Origin of the sequence: Fictibacillus sp. 5RED26, from assembly GCF_015903895.1 — a bacterium.
Lineage (GTDB): Bacteria > Bacillota > Bacilli > Bacillales > Fictibacillaceae > Fictibacillus > Fictibacillus phosphorivorans.
The window spans coordinates 1313817-1328104 of sequence record NZ_JACZDU010000001.1 but is presented as its reverse complement, the minus strand read 5'-3'; the positions used below and the strand labels follow the sequence as shown (position 1 = coordinate 1328104).

Sequence of the window (14288 nt, the reverse complement as noted above, 5' to 3'; positions counted from 1 at the left end):
GAGATCAATCTCCTTTTTTCATCTGTTTGTTTCATCATATAAGAATGCCCATAAAAAGCATAGAAAAAGGCTCTTACCCTTTTTTTACAATTGGACCTGATGTTACTGGTGGCTTGATCGGTGCAGGAGTTGAACGTCTATTTTGTTTTCGCGTATTTTGCAAGAAGTAATACAGCCCCGCTAACACGATAGCACCACCACTCCATTGGGAAAGAGTTAGTGATTCATCAAGAAATAGGTAAGCTAACAAAGTTGCCCCAACTGGTTCACCTAAGATTGCCATTGATATCGTAGCAGCTGTTACATATTTTAATAGCCAATTGAACAATACATGTCCAAATACAGTTGGTATGATGGCAAGCAGTACAAAGATCCCCCATTCTTTCTCAGGATACCCAGTCATCGGTATAGACAAAGTCAAATTATAGATTCCAAAAACAATGACAGCAACAAAAAATACAGAAAAACTATAAAGTGTAGCAGGAAATGTTCTTAGAAGCTTTTGACCGATCAGCATATGAGCTGCAACTACAATCGTTCCTAAAATAGATAAAACATCTCCTTGAATATGTTTTATTGAGATGCCAATATCTCCCCAACCAATCATAATAGCCCCAACGATCGCAACAACCATCCCAATGATTGCTGCCTTTGAAGTTCTTTCTCGAAACGCTATGTATGCTCCTATCATTACAAAAACAGGCTGTAAAGAAAGCAGTATCGTAGAGCTTGCAACGGTAGTTAATTTCAAAGATCCCATCCAAAACAAGAAATGAAGAGCTAGAAAGGTTCCTGATAAAAATAACAAAAAGCCTTCTTGCCAAGTCATTTTTTTCAAAAAACGAACTTGTTTCCAAACGAATGGAAACATCAAGATCAATGTAAATAATAATCGATACATTCCTTGAACAGAAACAGGTGCATCTGACCATTTAACAAAAATAGAAGAAAACGATATTGCGATGATCCCAATTATTAATGGAATAAATACAGGTATCTTTAGTGAATTATTATTCAAGTGGTCACCTTTCACTTTCTAGGCATATTTATGATATTATCTATAACTAATACTTTTATTTTTAAAAAAATATGTTACAGGAGGATATATATGAAAAAAAGATATATCATCTCCTTGTTTGCTTTGCTATTAGTCATAAGTGCAGCCGGGTGGTATTATTATCCGCAATATAAGATAAACCAGATCAAGAAAGAATCTGTGATCGATCAAAGTGATTCATCAGATTCGAAACAAATCACTTATCTTCAATATCTAAAGAATTCTCCAAAATCCACTTTGAATCACCTCGTGCTAGGCGATTCAGTAGCTGAAGGAAGAGGCTCTGAGCAAGGTGGTTTCGCTAACAAAGTGAATGACAACCTGCAGGACTTAACAGAAAAAACCTTTATTCTCGAAAATCAAGGTGTTTCTGGTTTTACGAGTAAAGGCTTATTGAATCAACTGGACATTCCAGCTGTTCAGCAATCTGTAGAGAAAGCAGACATCATTTCAATAAATATTGGCGGTAATGACCTCGTACAAATTGCAAAGAAACAAGGTCCACTAAAAGCTATACAAAGTTACGATGATGTTAAATCTAATTATAAGCAAAACTTAAATGATATTTTCGAAAACATCAGAAAACATAACCCTAACGCAATAATAGTGTTGAATGAACTGTATAACGTTGTTAATGCTGAACAAAAATATTACCCAGCGACGGAAAAACTATTGAATGATTGGAATTTAATCGCATACGAAACAGCACTTTCTCACAAGCCAGCTTTGGTAGTTCCCGTTAGCGATGCTCTTCAAACAGACGATATGGATAAATGGTTGTACGATTCCATCCATCCAAATGAAGAAGGATACAATCGGATCGCTGCCAAAACCGTTACAACATTTCAAAATCAATCTTATAAAGAGGCACGATAAGGTTCAGAAGAGCTGCACAATGCAGGCAGTTCTTCTACTACCCCATTCCAATGTATAATCTGTGGTAGAAAATAAAATGTAGTTGCTTCAGATAATTTATGCAACACACCTTCCGGATCGTGCAAAACAACGATTTTCTTATTCCCTAAAGCAATACCCAGTTCAGTATGACACCCTTTCCCACCAGGTAAGACCACGATTGTTATATCAGCTTCCATGACTGCTTCATACTCTTTTATTCCTATTTCAGCCAGATCTTCTTTCGTCTCTGCTCTATCGTTAACAGTCCAATCATATGTAAGCTTCCAATGAAGTTTTTTTTGCAGATCTTTACCTAACTTTTTTACACGTTCTATATTTTGAAATCCCGAAGCCACATAAAATTTCATTCACGCTCCTCCTTTGTTTCTTATGTAAAAATCATATTACAATCCAGTGGAAATGGATATAACGACTTGCATCTATTTGTGAACATGTTAACATAGTACTTTATAAATAAGTAAAATCATTGAAAGAGGGGTTGCATGTTAAAATACAGAAATATTACTTTTATTGGTGCAGGTTCAATGGCAGAAGCAATGATATCAGGATTGATCAACAAAGCCAAAATTTCTCCTGATCGAATCATAGCAGCGAACCACACGAATGAAAACAGAAGATTAGAACTAACGAACAGATATAACATTACGACAACTTCAGTTCAAGAACTCTCATTAACGAACACAGACGTGATTATTCTTGCGGTAAAACCAAAACAAGCGGAAGAAGTTCTTCAACAACTTCGACCCGCACTTCAAGATCACCATGTCATTTTATCCGTTCTTGCCGGAATTTCAACAACGTATATAGAGGAGATCCTAGACAGATCTTTACCTATCATTCGTGTTATGCCTAATACATCGAGTATGATTGGTGAATCCATTACAGGTATTAGTGCCGGTAAGTATGTAAAAAATGAAGATTTGGATTTAGCTCAAGAATTGTCGAAAGCTATTGGCAAAGTGAAAATTATATCTGAGAAACAGATGGATGTTTTCACAGGAATAGCCGGTAGTGGACCTGCGTATTTTTATTACTTGCTTGAACATATGGAAGATGTCGCTGTAGAAAACGGACTTGATCGTGAATTAGCCCGTGATATTGCAGCTCAGACACTTTATGGTGCAAGTAAGATGGTTATGGAGTCCGATGACTCTCCAGCTGAACTAAGAAAGAAAGTGACCTCACCAAACGGCACGACTGCGGCAGGACTTGATGCACTTGCAGAAAATGGCGGTGGTGTTGCCATTGAAAAAGCCGTGGAACATGCTGCAAAACGTTCCAGATCACTTAGAAAAGAATTTGAAAAAGTTCCTGTTATGTAAATAAAATTCCGGAGAGGAGCTGTCATTATTGTGGCAGCTCCTCTTTTTTTGGTTATTGACTGGTTTTAATTTTTTTAAAATAGAATGCGCTTACGGTACGTGAAATTTTATTGGGTTTGAGTGCGGAACATTTTATTACTCGATTTCAGTAAAACCTAAATCAAACAGTGAAACGGCTATGACTTGATAGCCTTTTTTGTTTGGATGAATCGTATCAAAACAGACGAGCTCACTCTCTCTTCCCATAAAGACACTGTATAGATCTGCTACTTTCACATATGGCATCTTCTCATAGCTCTTGATCAAATCGTTAAACATGTTGACCCATTGCATGGCTTTACTCCATTTAAAGTAAGGGTTATACAACGTGCATATTCTGATGATAAACGGCTCTGTTGAGTTTCTTTTTAATTTATAGATCTTCTTAAAAATTTTGTTTAGATTTTTTTTGCAATTTTCTAAAGCATGATCGATCAATTCTTCTTCTTTCGTAAACATATATTTAAAAGCCGCTTGAATAAGATCGTTACCACCAGCTGTGATTAATATGATTTTAGAATCCTTAATCGACCGTTTGATCTCTTTATCGCTTAAGGAATTTAATATTTCTTCGGAAGTTGTACCCGTTACTGCGAAGTTTTTTACTAAGATGTGCTTATCAAAAGTAGTTTGTGTGAAGTTTACAAATCTTCCAACATATCCTTTACCGAACACCGGTGCTCCTACTCCAACAGTTAAGGAATCACCGATCGCCGTTAACAACCATTCATATGAAGTATGTTCATCAGACATAAATCCCTTATCCTCCTTTTCAAAGCACACATTTCTATTATTAAAATATGATGTGTTTTAAATTTGGACAGGGCGTTTTCATCACTTCCACGAAAGGGTTATGTCCCTTTTTCATTCGTTGAATATACATATATAGAAACTATTATGAGGTGATTTTTTTTGAAAGAGAAATCTGTAAGAATGTTCCCATATGGCGGATACGACCCTTTTACTACACCAACTGCAAAGGGATATGCAAATAGCCAAACGGTACCCGGCAGACCGCCATACGCTCCAACAGCTCCAGCTTCTATGCCACAGCAGCAATATTCACAAGGATTAACTCAACAGCCATTCATGCCATATATGATGCCAATGATGCCACCTGGTGCGATGCCACATCCAATGATGCAAGGTATGCCATTTAACCAACAGCAGAGTCAAGGCAATCAAAATTCAATGGGTATGATGCCGAACAATCAAGGATCTGGACTTAACTTCGGAAAAATGATGGGCGGAGCAAATCAAGTGATGGGGCTTGCACAGCAAATGGGTAACATCCTTTCCTTTTTTAAATAGAAGCCTTTATCAAAGGTTTCTATTTTTTTTGAGCATCTTATAATATCGATTAAAGAGAAATACAGACTCTATTTTGTGTAGACCAGACCAATACGTCATCCATGTGGAGGGAGAAGGTTTATTCACTAACTTCATCTTCTTTAATACATACTCTTCATCATCAAACCAATTCGAACCAAGATAAGGTCCACTACAGTTGTGCTTCCATACATCTAGAAGAAATGGACTATATATTTTCGTGTTATTTTTCACTTTGAAAAAAGAGAGCTTTTCTTTAGGAAACTTATCCGGAGAAGGATAGATAGCAGTAAAACTTTTGTGATCATAATCACATCGCGATCCCGTATGAGGAATAGCATTCGCAAACCTGTGTATGTTCGTTGCAAACTGTGTTTGAAATAATGTGGAGTATAAATTTTGCCCCAACCGAATTCTTTCATCAAGGTTCTTAAAATGGTTCATGTTTCTTCCAATTGATTGTTTCAACGGCCATGTAGGAAACAATATTTGCGAAAGTTTCAGCCATTCTTGTAGACGATATGTGATAGAATTTAATAATTCTTTATATTCTTCTGTTTGAACAAGTGCTTTTTCAATATGACTTTGTTCATTAATAATCTGTGCGACAGGAAGTAAAAAGCCCTGATCTTCTTGGCGTATATAAATCTCCCAAACGCCTTCAATAAAAGGAGAAATGTTGAAATGATGACTAAGATGAAACAGAGATATTCCTGTTCTTTTACTCTCTTCGTATAAAAGCAGTTGAGGATAAGCATCCTCAAAAATCATACTGTTTCCTTTTTCAAGCATGTCGTACAATTTTGTTAGAAATGTTTCTTCAAGAATGTGTGGTAAGAACTCTCCTTTAAGATCACTCATAAAATATCCAGCGTTTCTAGAAACCATATGAGCTAAAAATGACCATGAGATCTCAGGGTGTTTATTATAGAACGTTAAATAAGCTGTGGTACGTGTGACATTATTTTTGTTATAGCGTTTCGTCTCTGCTTTGATTCTTCGAACTAACTCTTTGCTATTGCTTTGAAGATTTATCTTAACTTCTCCGTTTCTTCTTTTTATTCTTTTCCATTCATCTTGTAGCAACATCCTCTCTTCTTTACTGAGTTGCCAGATTACTTTTTCTCTATGAAAAAAGGGAAAGGCATTTATGAACATTTCGAACGGGATGAGTGTTAATTTTGTAAATAACCGTTTTGATGTCATCAGCTTAACACCCTCCTTTTCTTTCAATGTATGAAAAAAGCAAACGAAAAACACCCTTTCCGTTACAAGGGTGTTTGTTCATCGACTATTTTATTTAGTTGCTACGCCACCAGATAATAAAAACTTCATGGCATCTTCAGGTTTTACATCAAGAACTTTGATCTTGTCTTTTGGTACTAAAAAAGTGAAACCTGCAATCTGAAACGTTTGAGGGATGTAAACAGCAACGTGATCTCTCAACTCATCACTTAAACTACTTACATCTTCAGTCGTAACAAAACCTACACTTTTTACATTCAGTTCCGGATATTCAATCAGCACTACTTTGGAAAAAGATCTTTTCTCTCCAAAAAGAGAGTGAATCGTATCTTTTATCACAGAATAAATCGTCTTAACAAAAGGTGTCTTCTCTAGCACGCGATCGATAAGACTAAATAACTTTCCTGATACATATTGAGTAGACATCCAACCCAAGACAGTAATCAGTAAAAGCGTCGTGATAAGTCCGATGCCTGGTATATAATCTTCTTTTAGAACATCTTTTAATAAGTTACCAAGGATGCTGTCTAAAAATCCAAAAATCTTATATATCAGATAAACAGCTAACACGATCGGAAGGATAGTCAGCAGTCCATTTATAAAGTACTTGAGTATTTTTTTCATATTTTCCCCTACAATTAAAGACTAGTTAACGACAGAAGTATTCTTTTTTATCTGTCTCTTAAAGTGGTCTTGCAGTTTAAGTGTTACAGGACCAATGTCGTATGTTTGATTCTCTGAGCCTACAAGTTTGGTAACTGGTGTTACTTCCATCGTTGTACTTGTAATGAAAACCTCGTCTGCGTTTAAAAGGTCATCTACAGAGAATGCTTCTTCTAGAACGGAGATGCCATTTTCTAGTGCTAATGTAATCACGATTTGTCGAGTGATACCATTTAAGATCAGATTTGTACTTGGATGTGTTTTCAATGTTCCATTTATTACGATAAATACGTTGGATGAAGACCCTTCTGTTACTGTTCCATCTCTGTGCTGAATCGCTTCTTGACAGTCAAAATCTGCCGCTTTCCGTTTTGCCATCACATTGCCAAGTAGGTTTAAGCTTTTAATGTCACAGCGCAGCCAACGGATATCTTCTGTTAGATACGTGCTGATTCCACTTGCTTGAGATTTCGCAATGTTTTCAAGTGAAACGGATTTTGCAAAACCTGTTACAACACTTTGCATATTTCTTTCATAAAGATGATTTCTGGGTGCGACTCCACGAGTCATCTGAATGTAGACCATTCCATTCTCAATGTTGTTCTTACTGATCAGTTCATCTGTAAGCTTTTTAAACGTAGAAACATCATAGGGCATTGCTAGTTCAAGTTTCTTTGCACTTTGTTCAAACCTCGCGAAATGCTCTTTAAACGCAAAAGGTTTTTTGTCATAAACAAATACCACTTCATAGATTCCATCTCCGAAAAGGTAGCCTCTGTCTTGGGGATCAACTGGTATCGATCCGTCTTTAATAATTTGATCATGATACAAAACGTATGAATTTTCCATGATTTTACCACCCCATCACTATAATATGTATACAGTTGAGCTTTCATCTACTTTAAATGAAAAAGTGGATGCCTTCAAGTGTCACTTTGTCAGTATTCATCGTTGCTTTGAAGATCGTTGAATTTCAATACGGGTTGCTCGATTTCCAGGTTTAAACATCATACAATCAATCATACAAAAAACCGCTTTTATAAGCGGTTTCATTCTCATTATTGCTTTACTGTTTTAACAACTTTATGATCCTCTACTGTAACGATATATAGTTCCTTGTCCATTTCGATCAAGAAGTCATTATCATACTGTTCTTTCAACTCTTCCTCAATCTTAAAAGGTTTCTTAAAATGCTCGTCGATAACATTTAATCGATCTTTTCTTTCGTTCTCGCGATTAATAGTATCATAAACAAAATATGCTAAAAATACGATACCTAATGAGATGATGATCTTAGCCGTTTTACTCAAAGTTATGTATCCCCTTCCCCTTTATTCCAAGAACAAGTATAACCTAAAAGCGGCAAAACAAAAACACCTGGTTTCCCCAGGTGCTCTACTCTTACTTCCACCACGTATCGTGAACGGACGCAGGATGGTTTCTCTTATGCATCGTCTGGATGTATCTTTTTTCAATTTTTTCTTTAGATGACGAAGAAACTTCCTTTCCTTCCAGATAGTCATCGATTTCTTCATATGTTACTCCGAGTGCTGTTTCATCAGGAATCAGCGGCTTGTCGTCTTCAAGATCAGCTGTAGGAACTTTTAAATATAGACGTTCTTCTGCGCCTAGTTCTTTTAACAGCTCTCTTCCTTGTCTTTTATTTAATCCGTACAATGGAACGAGGTCGCATGCTCCGTCACCATGTTTTGTAAAGAAGCCAGTTATCGCTTCTGCTGCATGATCTGTACCGATTACCAAACATTGATAAGCGCCTGCAATATCATATTGAACTTTCATTCTTTCGCGTGCTTTCGTGTTCCCTTTTAGAAAGTTAGAAAGTTCTTTTTCAGTTGCCTTTGTAAAGGCACTCATTGAAGCATCAACGGCCGGTTTAATATCTACGGTTAAAGATACATCTGGCTCGATGAATTTTAGAGCACGCTGAGCATCTTCTTCATCTTTTTGTACGCCATATGGAAGTCTAACCGCTACAAAAGTATATGTTTCTCCCGTTTCATCCTTTAGTTCGTTCATAGCAATCTGAGCTAATTTACCAGCAAGACTTGAGTCTTGTCCACCACTGATGCCAAGAACATAACCTTTTGCACCAGATTTTTTTACATAGTCCTTTAAAAATTGAATTCTGGATTTAATCTCTTTCTTTACATCAATTTTTGGTTCCACTTTCAACTCTGAAATAACCTGATTTTGAAGTTCCAATTCTATCGCCACCTTTTGGTCTATAATATCTTTTTTCCACTGTCTATCCACTTTTAATCAAGCTTATAGTCTTTTTCTAATGAAAACAAACAGTCCAAAGAGCGTTTTGCCCAAGGACTACCGTCCACTTCTAACTTGTCTATGTACTGATTTAAGGCATGTTTTAAAGATTCTTTGTAGGAGGGAAGTTCACCATCGTAGCTTTTGATCGTATGAACTGGCACCCATGTTTTCTCTCCATAACTTAGCGCTCTTCTTTCTTGGAAAAATGGGACATCTGCTTGTTTAGGGTTATGAAGATCACCTTGCCAAGGGTGGTGTTTTACTGCCAAAACTTCAAATAACACCATCTGGTTACGCTCTTCTCCTGCTTTTCCTATATACTGCCCGGTTTTATAACTTGCGAGTACAAGGTTTTCATTATTCATCCCTTTTTGTCTCCTTCATCGCATTGATTTCATTAGACACTACAAAGGCAAGGTCTTCATTGCCGAATAACGATAAAACTTGTAGTACAGTATCATGAGGGATATGCTCTGCTTCTTCTATCGACACAGTTTGCTCTAGCATATGCATTACATACTCATTATTACTTTGATCTGGATACGCTTTAAGATAGACACCTTTAGGATCAAGCTTATTATTCACACACCATTGAGCGTAAATGATGATCATCATACCTTCATCTTTTTGATAATTACTTATCACTTGTTCAGAAACATCGTTTGCTTTATTATTCATCTCTATCACCTCTTTAATCACTCTTTTACGCTGTTTTTGCATTCCATTTTGAATAAAAAGTCATCTATATACCGTTAACTTTAAAACAGGAAAATAAAAAAAGCCAGTATTATCACTGGCTTTGTAGCTTAAACAGTTTGTTGTTCTTTTTGTTCTGTCTCATAACGGTTACGCGGGTGATCTAAACATTCTTTCGAACAAGAACGCTTATGCTTCACTTCACACTCCGTACAGCAAACATGTTGTTTATTACATTCTGGGTTTGCACAGTTCACGTAACGGTCTTCTGTCTTTCCGCAATAATAACATGTAGCGATCACTACATCTTCTTCTGTACGGTTAACGGGAACAGAGATTCGTTCATCAAACACATAAAGTTTGCCATCCCAAAGCTTTCCTTGGACTTCATCATCTTTACCGTACGTTACGATTCCGCCTTCAAGCTGTGATACATCTTGAAAACCTTCTTGAAGAAGAAAGCCTGAGAACTTTTCACAGCGGATTCCACCTGTACAGTACGTTAACACTTTTTTATCTTTAAACTCGCTAATATTTTCGCGTACCCATTTTGGAAAGTCTCTTGAAGCTTTTACATCTGGACGGATGGCACCACGAAAGTGTCCGATCTCATATTCATAGTCGTTACGACCATCAATTACGATTACATCTTCATCTTGGAGCGCTTCGTAAAATTCTTTTGGAGATAAACGTTTACCTGATAACTGGTTCGGGTCAACATCATCTTCAAAGCGCCACGTTACTAGTTCCTTCTTATGGCGAACAAACATCTTCTTAAATGTATGTTCTTCTACTTCATCTATTTTAAAAACAATATCTTCAAATCGCGGATCCGCTTTTAGATGATCCATATAGATTTGAGTCTGTTCATACGTTCCTGACACAGTTCCATTGATTCCCTCAGGAGCAACGATGATTCTTCCTAAAAGACCTAGATCTTTACAGAACTTTAAATGTTCGTCTTTATAGCTCTCTGGATCATCGATCGGAACATACTTGTAATACAATAGTACTCTCATTTTTTCTGACACAATTAATCACCAACCTGCAACGTTAGTTTATTTTTGCGACGCCAAATAAAAAACCACCGGTCCCAATAGCCTTCCCCGTGGTGAGTACCGGTCTAACCGATATTCGAGATATTTAATTGGAAGTGGCGCGCCCACCAGGATTCGAACCCAGAATACGAGAGCCGAAATCTCGTGTGATATCCATTTCACTATAGGCGCTAATTACGTCACGAATAATATCATAAGCTTTTTCAAAGAATAAAACAAGTATTTTTTACATGAATTAAATAAACAAACCTTAATTTACCAAATGAAGCAGATCCATTTTTTCTTCTATACTCTCATAAACAGTAATGACTGGTTCTTCTGGATGCCATTTGAATACACCTTTTTCTCCATTTAAAATAGCTGGGAAATGGAGTGTAGAAGAAAAAGCATCTTCAAACCATACACCATGAGACAAAATATTTGAGATAAACATTTCAGCTTCAAGTTCCATGAATTGAATTCTTTTTTCCCAAGCAGCTTTTTCTTCTGCATTCAACTGAGGTTCGACTTGCTGAAAAGATTCATACCACAAGTCAAACTCTCTTTGTAAGTTATGCAGAGAATCAAACTCTTTTGAGAGGACTGGAAGCAATTGGTTGGCTTCTTCTAATGTATAGCGCTTCATTACATCGGACTCCTTCATCTTCTTGTTCGTATTATATCAAATGATAAATACTTTGCACACAAAAATGACAAGAAGAAAACCTTTTGGGTCACCAAAAGGTTAAACGGTAAGACATATTTCTTTCTTAGGATTCTTTAAGTCTAAATAAAAATCTCTAACTGTTTCATCTTCAAGTAATTCTGGAAAATCTCTTCTGTATTCTGAGCTGATTAATATTTGCTCAACTAAATCCACAGATCCTCTTCTAAGCAGAAGCCTTAATGTCAACCATTTATCCCGTTTTGATTTTAGATGGAACTTTGTTATAAACAACATAATTCTATCATCGCTTGTGAACGTTTTTTCCTTTTCTTTTCGTAAATTAATTTGAGATACCGTTTTCATAGAGAACACCCTCCCTTTAATTTGCGAGCTCTTAATACCATTATTATTCAGTTTTTTCTGAATTATACTTGTCCATCCTAGAAAACTAGTTTTTTTTGGACGGGTATTAATAGAAAAGCTTGCATTTGCCTCATCAATCTTAATTTGATTAAATATGTTTATAAGCAATTAACTAGGAGCTGTGTTTAATGAAAAAACATCAAAATGAAATCACACTTGGTAATTTCCATTCTATACTGTCTGAATCCGAAACATGGAGGATCGGAGGTTTCCCTCTTCCAGATGGATCCTTCCATGAGTTTAGAGAGCCTGAGGCAGTCGTTATCGTTAGAAATGACGAACTGTATGTGAGAGTAAATCCTTTCACTAAATCCCACCCTTCTGTTCAGTTCTTAGATAATGCAAAACACATGTATTATTCAAATGAACCGATCAAAGTGCCACAAGACGGAACAGTCACCTTTCAGTGGAAGATGCGTTCACGTCCGATCGGAACGAATGCAAATGACCTGTATGATGGTTTTGTTTCTGTAAACTTATTAGATTTTACGACAGGAGCAGCACTTGATTTCTTTGCAGGTAACGATAAATACGCTAGCGTCTATGCCGTACTCCCATTTCCAGGTGTCTCCGTACCTGAGACAGATAAAACAAGATACTTTTGTATCTTTAAAGAAGAACAAGAATTTAATCAAAGAGAATGGAACGAATACCAAATCACATACAATCGTTCAGGCGATGAAGTTATATTCTCTGTGAACGGAAATATTGTTCGAACCGAAAAACACGTGCCGATCAAATTCAATGAGTTCACGGTAGCATTAGGACTTATGACCGAAAAAGACCTATCTTCTGAAGGAAGTACATCCCTTCATGGTCAAGGGATTATCGGTGAATGGTCACCTATGAAAGTATTGATAAGTGAATAATACAGAAATCGGCTAAATCCTTTAAAGGTCTGCATGATGCGGGCCTTTTTTTATTTATTCTATAAATACTTTGAAAATTCCTTTTTTTGCGACAGTTTTATATAATAAGTATTGAGTAATTAAGAGAGGAAGCGGCAAAATGTCACAAAATATTGTGTTGGATTTAAATGAGATCACACTTGAAAAGGTACAGCATTATTTTGAGAACGGTGACTTAACATCAGTTGAACTGGTCATGTTTTATCTTGATCGCATCTCTAACTACGATAAACAAGGACCTATGATCAACTCCGTATTAGAGATCAACCCTGATGTATTATTCATTGCGAAAAGTTTGGATTTTGAAAGACAGAACGGCAAAGTTCGAGGACCTCTACACGGTGTTCCTGTCATCATTAAAGATAACATCGACACTGCCGATCAGATGCATACGAGTGCAGGTTCTCTGGCTTTAGAGAACCATTATGCCAAAAGTGATGCTTATGTCGTTAAGAAGTTGAGAGATGCTGGTGTAGTCATCATCGGAAAAGCAAATATGACCGAGTGGGCTAACTTCATGGCATATGATATGCCTAACGGTTTTAGTTCACGAGGAGGACAAGTACTTAATCCATATGGACCAGGAGTATTGGATGTGAGTGGATCTAGTTCAGGCTCAGCTGCTGCTGTCGCCAGTAATTTTGCTGCACTTAGCATAGGAACTGAAACTTCAGGCTCTATCCTATGTCCCGCTGGAAATAATAATATCGTTGGGATCAAACCAACTGTTGGTTTAGTCTCTCGTTCAGGTATCATTCCGATTTCAATCAGTCAAGACACGGCTGGTCCCATGGCACGAAATGTTAAAGATGCTGCGATTCTCCTTGAAGCTATACAGGGAAATGATCCACTAGATGCTGCAACATTGTCCGCTCCACAGCATTGTAACTATATAGAAGGATTAGAACAAGCCACTTTAAAAGGCAAACGATTTGGTGTATCTTACGAATTTTGCATAAAGCATTTAAATCATAAACAAAGGTCAGTCTTCGATGAAGCATTAAAGCTTATTGAGGATGAAGGTGGGGAAATTATTTATTTAGATCAAATCTCACCTTTAGAGAATAATGAATCAGATTATAAAGTGCTCTTACACGAGTTCAAGAGTGGTCTTAACCATTATTTACGTTCTGTTTCATCAGAGATTAAGATCTCCTCTTTATCTGATGTCATAGATTTTAATGTACAGAATAAGGAAAAGTGTTTAAAGCACAACCAAGAGCTGTTGTTAGATAGCAATATGACTGAAGGAACATTAACGAGTCCAGAATATCTTAAAGCGAGATTAAACGATCTTGAGATGACGCAAAATAGAGGAATAGATCTTATTATTGAAAAACATAACTTAACGGCTCTCATCAGTCCAAATGACGTATGGTATGCTATTCCTGCCAAAGCAGGATATCCTTCCATTACAGTTCCTTCTGGGTTTGATGATGATGGGTTACCACTTAGTGTTATCTTTACTGGAGAAGCATACTCCGAGAAAAAATTGATACATACAGCTTATGTCTTCGAACAGATTTCTCAAAAGAGAGTTCCTGTAGTATTTTAATAGACATGAATGATTTAATTCGCCAACATGTTTCTTTATAACTCTCTTTTCTAAATGATTGTCGTTTTTCCGTTGTCTATTGATTGGAATGGAGATCAACTACTTCCAAAAGCGACAAAACTTACATAAGATTGCCTTAACAA

The 14288-nt window shown here is 36.6% G+C and carries 18 protein-coding genes and 1 tRNA gene; 5 read left to right on the top strand and 14 right to left on the bottom strand.

Features of this window, described 5'->3' with window-relative positions; genetic code table 11:
* Positions 1-73: 73 nt before the first annotated feature.
* A complete protein-coding gene (locus tag IHV10_RS06995; RefSeq protein WP_197127895.1) occupies positions 74-1018 on the bottom strand; it encodes a DMT family transporter in 945 nt (314 codons plus the stop codon).
* Between the two features lie 90 nt (positions 1019-1108).
* Here IHV10_RS06995 and IHV10_RS06990 point away from each other — a divergent pair, with 90 nt between their 5' ends.
* The gene (locus IHV10_RS06990; protein ID WP_197127894.1) at positions 1109-1933 is read left to right on the top strand and encodes a GDSL-type esterase/lipase family protein; all 825 of its coding nucleotides are present in this window, start codon (positions 1109-1111) and stop codon (positions 1931-1933) included.
* On the opposite strand, the gene IHV10_RS06985 is transcribed toward IHV10_RS06990, so the two are convergent.
* Positions 1915-2322 (bottom strand): group-specific protein, encoded by a 408-nt coding sequence (locus IHV10_RS06985; RefSeq protein ID WP_197127893.1) that lies wholly within the window; start codon positions 2320-2322, stop codon positions 1915-1917. The genes IHV10_RS06990 and IHV10_RS06985 overlap by 19 nt on opposite strands.
* 135 nt (positions 2323-2457) lie before the next feature.
* Between IHV10_RS06985 and proC the strand changes: the two genes are divergently transcribed.
* Entirely contained in the window at positions 2458-3297 is an 840-nt protein-coding gene (gene proC, locus IHV10_RS06980; RefSeq protein ID WP_197127892.1) for a pyrroline-5-carboxylate reductase, read from the top strand.
* A gap of 135 nt (positions 3298-3432) precedes the next feature.
* On the opposite strand, the gene IHV10_RS06975 is transcribed toward proC, so the two are convergent.
* A complete protein-coding gene (locus IHV10_RS06975) occupies positions 3433-4089 on the bottom strand; it encodes a GDSL-type esterase/lipase family protein (protein ID WP_197127891.1) in 657 nt (218 codons plus the stop codon).
* A 159-nt stretch (positions 4090-4248) separates the two neighbouring features.
* On the opposite strand from IHV10_RS06975, the gene IHV10_RS06970 reads away from it, so the two are divergent.
* Entirely contained in the window at positions 4249-4647 is a 399-nt protein-coding gene (locus IHV10_RS06970; protein ID WP_197127890.1) for a hypothetical protein, read from the top strand.
* 9 nt (positions 4648-4656) lie between these two features.
* Here IHV10_RS06970 and IHV10_RS06965 read toward each other — a convergent pair whose 3' ends face one another.
* The 11 genes from IHV10_RS06965 to IHV10_RS06915 form a co-directional block, all read right to left on the bottom strand.
* The gene (locus tag IHV10_RS06965; RefSeq protein ID WP_197127889.1) at positions 4657-5871 is read right to left on the bottom strand and encodes a DUF2515 family protein; all 1215 of its coding nucleotides are present in this window, start codon (positions 5869-5871) and stop codon (positions 4657-4659) included.
* A gap of 90 nt (positions 5872-5961) precedes the next feature.
* Positions 5962-6534 (bottom strand): DUF502 domain-containing protein, encoded by a 573-nt coding sequence (locus IHV10_RS06960; protein WP_197127888.1) that lies wholly within the window; start codon positions 6532-6534, stop codon positions 5962-5964.
* Positions 6535-6555: 21 nt separating this feature from the next.
* On the bottom strand, positions 6556-7422 hold the full coding sequence (dat, locus tag IHV10_RS06955) for a D-amino-acid transaminase (protein WP_197127887.1): 867 nt from the start codon (positions 7420-7422) through the stop codon (positions 6556-6558).
* Between the two features lie 209 nt (positions 7423-7631).
* On the bottom strand, positions 7632-7883 hold the full coding sequence (locus tag IHV10_RS06950; RefSeq protein ID WP_137789510.1) for a hypothetical protein: 252 nt from the start codon (positions 7881-7883) through the stop codon (positions 7632-7634).
* A gap of 91 nt (positions 7884-7974) precedes the next feature.
* The gene (nadE, locus tag IHV10_RS06945; protein ID WP_197127886.1) at positions 7975-8796 is read right to left on the bottom strand and encodes an ammonia-dependent NAD(+) synthetase; all 822 of its coding nucleotides are present in this window, start codon (positions 8794-8796) and stop codon (positions 7975-7977) included.
* A 53-nt stretch (positions 8797-8849) separates the two neighbouring features.
* Positions 8850-9224, bottom strand: coding sequence for a kinase-associated lipoprotein B (locus tag IHV10_RS06940; protein WP_197127885.1), 375 nt, complete (start codon positions 9222-9224; stop codon positions 8850-8852).
* Entirely contained in the window at positions 9217-9537 is a 321-nt protein-coding gene (locus IHV10_RS06935) for a hypothetical protein (RefSeq protein ID WP_197127884.1), read from the bottom strand. Before IHV10_RS06935 ends, IHV10_RS06940 begins: the two co-directional genes overlap by 8 nt.
* Before the next feature lie 128 nt (positions 9538-9665).
* Entirely contained in the window at positions 9666-10574 is a 909-nt protein-coding gene (locus tag IHV10_RS06930) for a rhodanese-related sulfurtransferase (protein WP_197128236.1), read from the bottom strand.
* 135 nt (positions 10575-10709) lie between these two features.
* Positions 10710-10784 (bottom strand) — tRNA-Arg (locus tag IHV10_RS06925).
* A gap of 79 nt (positions 10785-10863) precedes the next feature.
* Positions 10864-11238 (bottom strand): DUF2203 domain-containing protein, encoded by a 375-nt coding sequence (locus IHV10_RS06920; RefSeq protein WP_197127883.1) that lies wholly within the window; start codon positions 11236-11238, stop codon positions 10864-10866.
* Positions 11239-11337: 99 nt separating this feature from the next.
* A complete protein-coding gene (locus IHV10_RS06915) occupies positions 11338-11622 on the bottom strand; it encodes a hypothetical protein (RefSeq protein WP_197127882.1) in 285 nt (94 codons plus the stop codon).
* 188 nt (positions 11623-11810) lie between these two features.
* On the opposite strand from IHV10_RS06915, the gene IHV10_RS06910 reads away from it, so the two are divergent.
* The gene (locus IHV10_RS06910; protein ID WP_197127881.1) at positions 11811-12551 is read left to right on the top strand and encodes a DUF6081 family protein; all 741 of its coding nucleotides are present in this window, start codon (positions 11811-11813) and stop codon (positions 12549-12551) included.
* Positions 12552-12690: 139 nt separating this feature from the next.
* Positions 12691-14145, top strand: coding sequence for an amidase family protein (locus IHV10_RS06905; RefSeq protein WP_197127880.1), 1455 nt, complete (start codon positions 12691-12693; stop codon positions 14143-14145).
* Positions 14146-14288: the final 143 nt, after the last annotated feature.

Excerpts from the sequence above, each read along its gene's own strand:
- IHV10_RS06990 (WP_197127894.1), top strand. The coding sequence starts at position 1,109 with ATGAAAAAAAGATATATCATCTCCTTGTTTGCTTTGCTATTAGTCATA.
- IHV10_RS06985 (WP_197127893.1), bottom strand. The coding sequence starts at position 2,322 with ATGAAATTTTATGTGGCTTCGGGATTTCAAAATATAGAACGTGTAAAA.
- proC (WP_197127892.1), top strand. The coding sequence starts at position 2,458 with ATGTTAAAATACAGAAATATTACTTTTATTGGTGCAGGTTCAATGGCA.
- IHV10_RS06975 (WP_197127891.1), bottom strand. The coding sequence starts at position 4,089 with ATGTCTGATGAACATACTTCATATGAATGGTTGTTAACGGCGATCGGT.
- IHV10_RS06965 (WP_197127889.1), bottom strand. The coding sequence starts at position 5,871 with ATGACATCAAAACGGTTATTTACAAAATTAACACTCATCCCGTTCGAA.
- IHV10_RS06960 (WP_197127888.1), bottom strand. The coding sequence starts at position 6,534 with ATGAAAAAAATACTCAAGTACTTTATAAATGGACTGCTGACTATCCTT.
- dat (WP_197127887.1), bottom strand. The coding sequence starts at position 7,422 with ATGGAAAATTCATACGTTTTGTATCATGATCAAATTATTAAAGACGGA.
- IHV10_RS06940 (WP_197127885.1), bottom strand. The coding sequence starts at position 9,224 with ATGAATAATGAAAACCTTGTACTCGCAAGTTATAAAACCGGGCAGTAT.
- IHV10_RS06935 (WP_197127884.1), bottom strand. The coding sequence starts at position 9,537 with ATGAATAATAAAGCAAACGATGTTTCTGAACAAGTGATAAGTAATTAT.
- IHV10_RS06930 (WP_197128236.1), bottom strand. The coding sequence starts at position 10,574 with ATGAGAGTACTATTGTATTACAAGTATGTTCCGATCGATGATCCAGAG.
- IHV10_RS06920 (WP_197127883.1), bottom strand. The coding sequence starts at position 11,238 with ATGAAGCGCTATACATTAGAAGAAGCCAACCAATTGCTTCCAGTCCTC.
- IHV10_RS06915 (WP_197127882.1), bottom strand. The coding sequence starts at position 11,622 with ATGAAAACGGTATCTCAAATTAATTTACGAAAAGAAAAGGAAAAAACG.
- IHV10_RS06910 (WP_197127881.1), top strand. The coding sequence starts at position 11,811 with ATGAAAAAACATCAAAATGAAATCACACTTGGTAATTTCCATTCTATA.
- IHV10_RS06905 (WP_197127880.1), top strand. The coding sequence starts at position 12,691 with ATGTCACAAAATATTGTGTTGGATTTAAATGAGATCACACTTGAAAAG.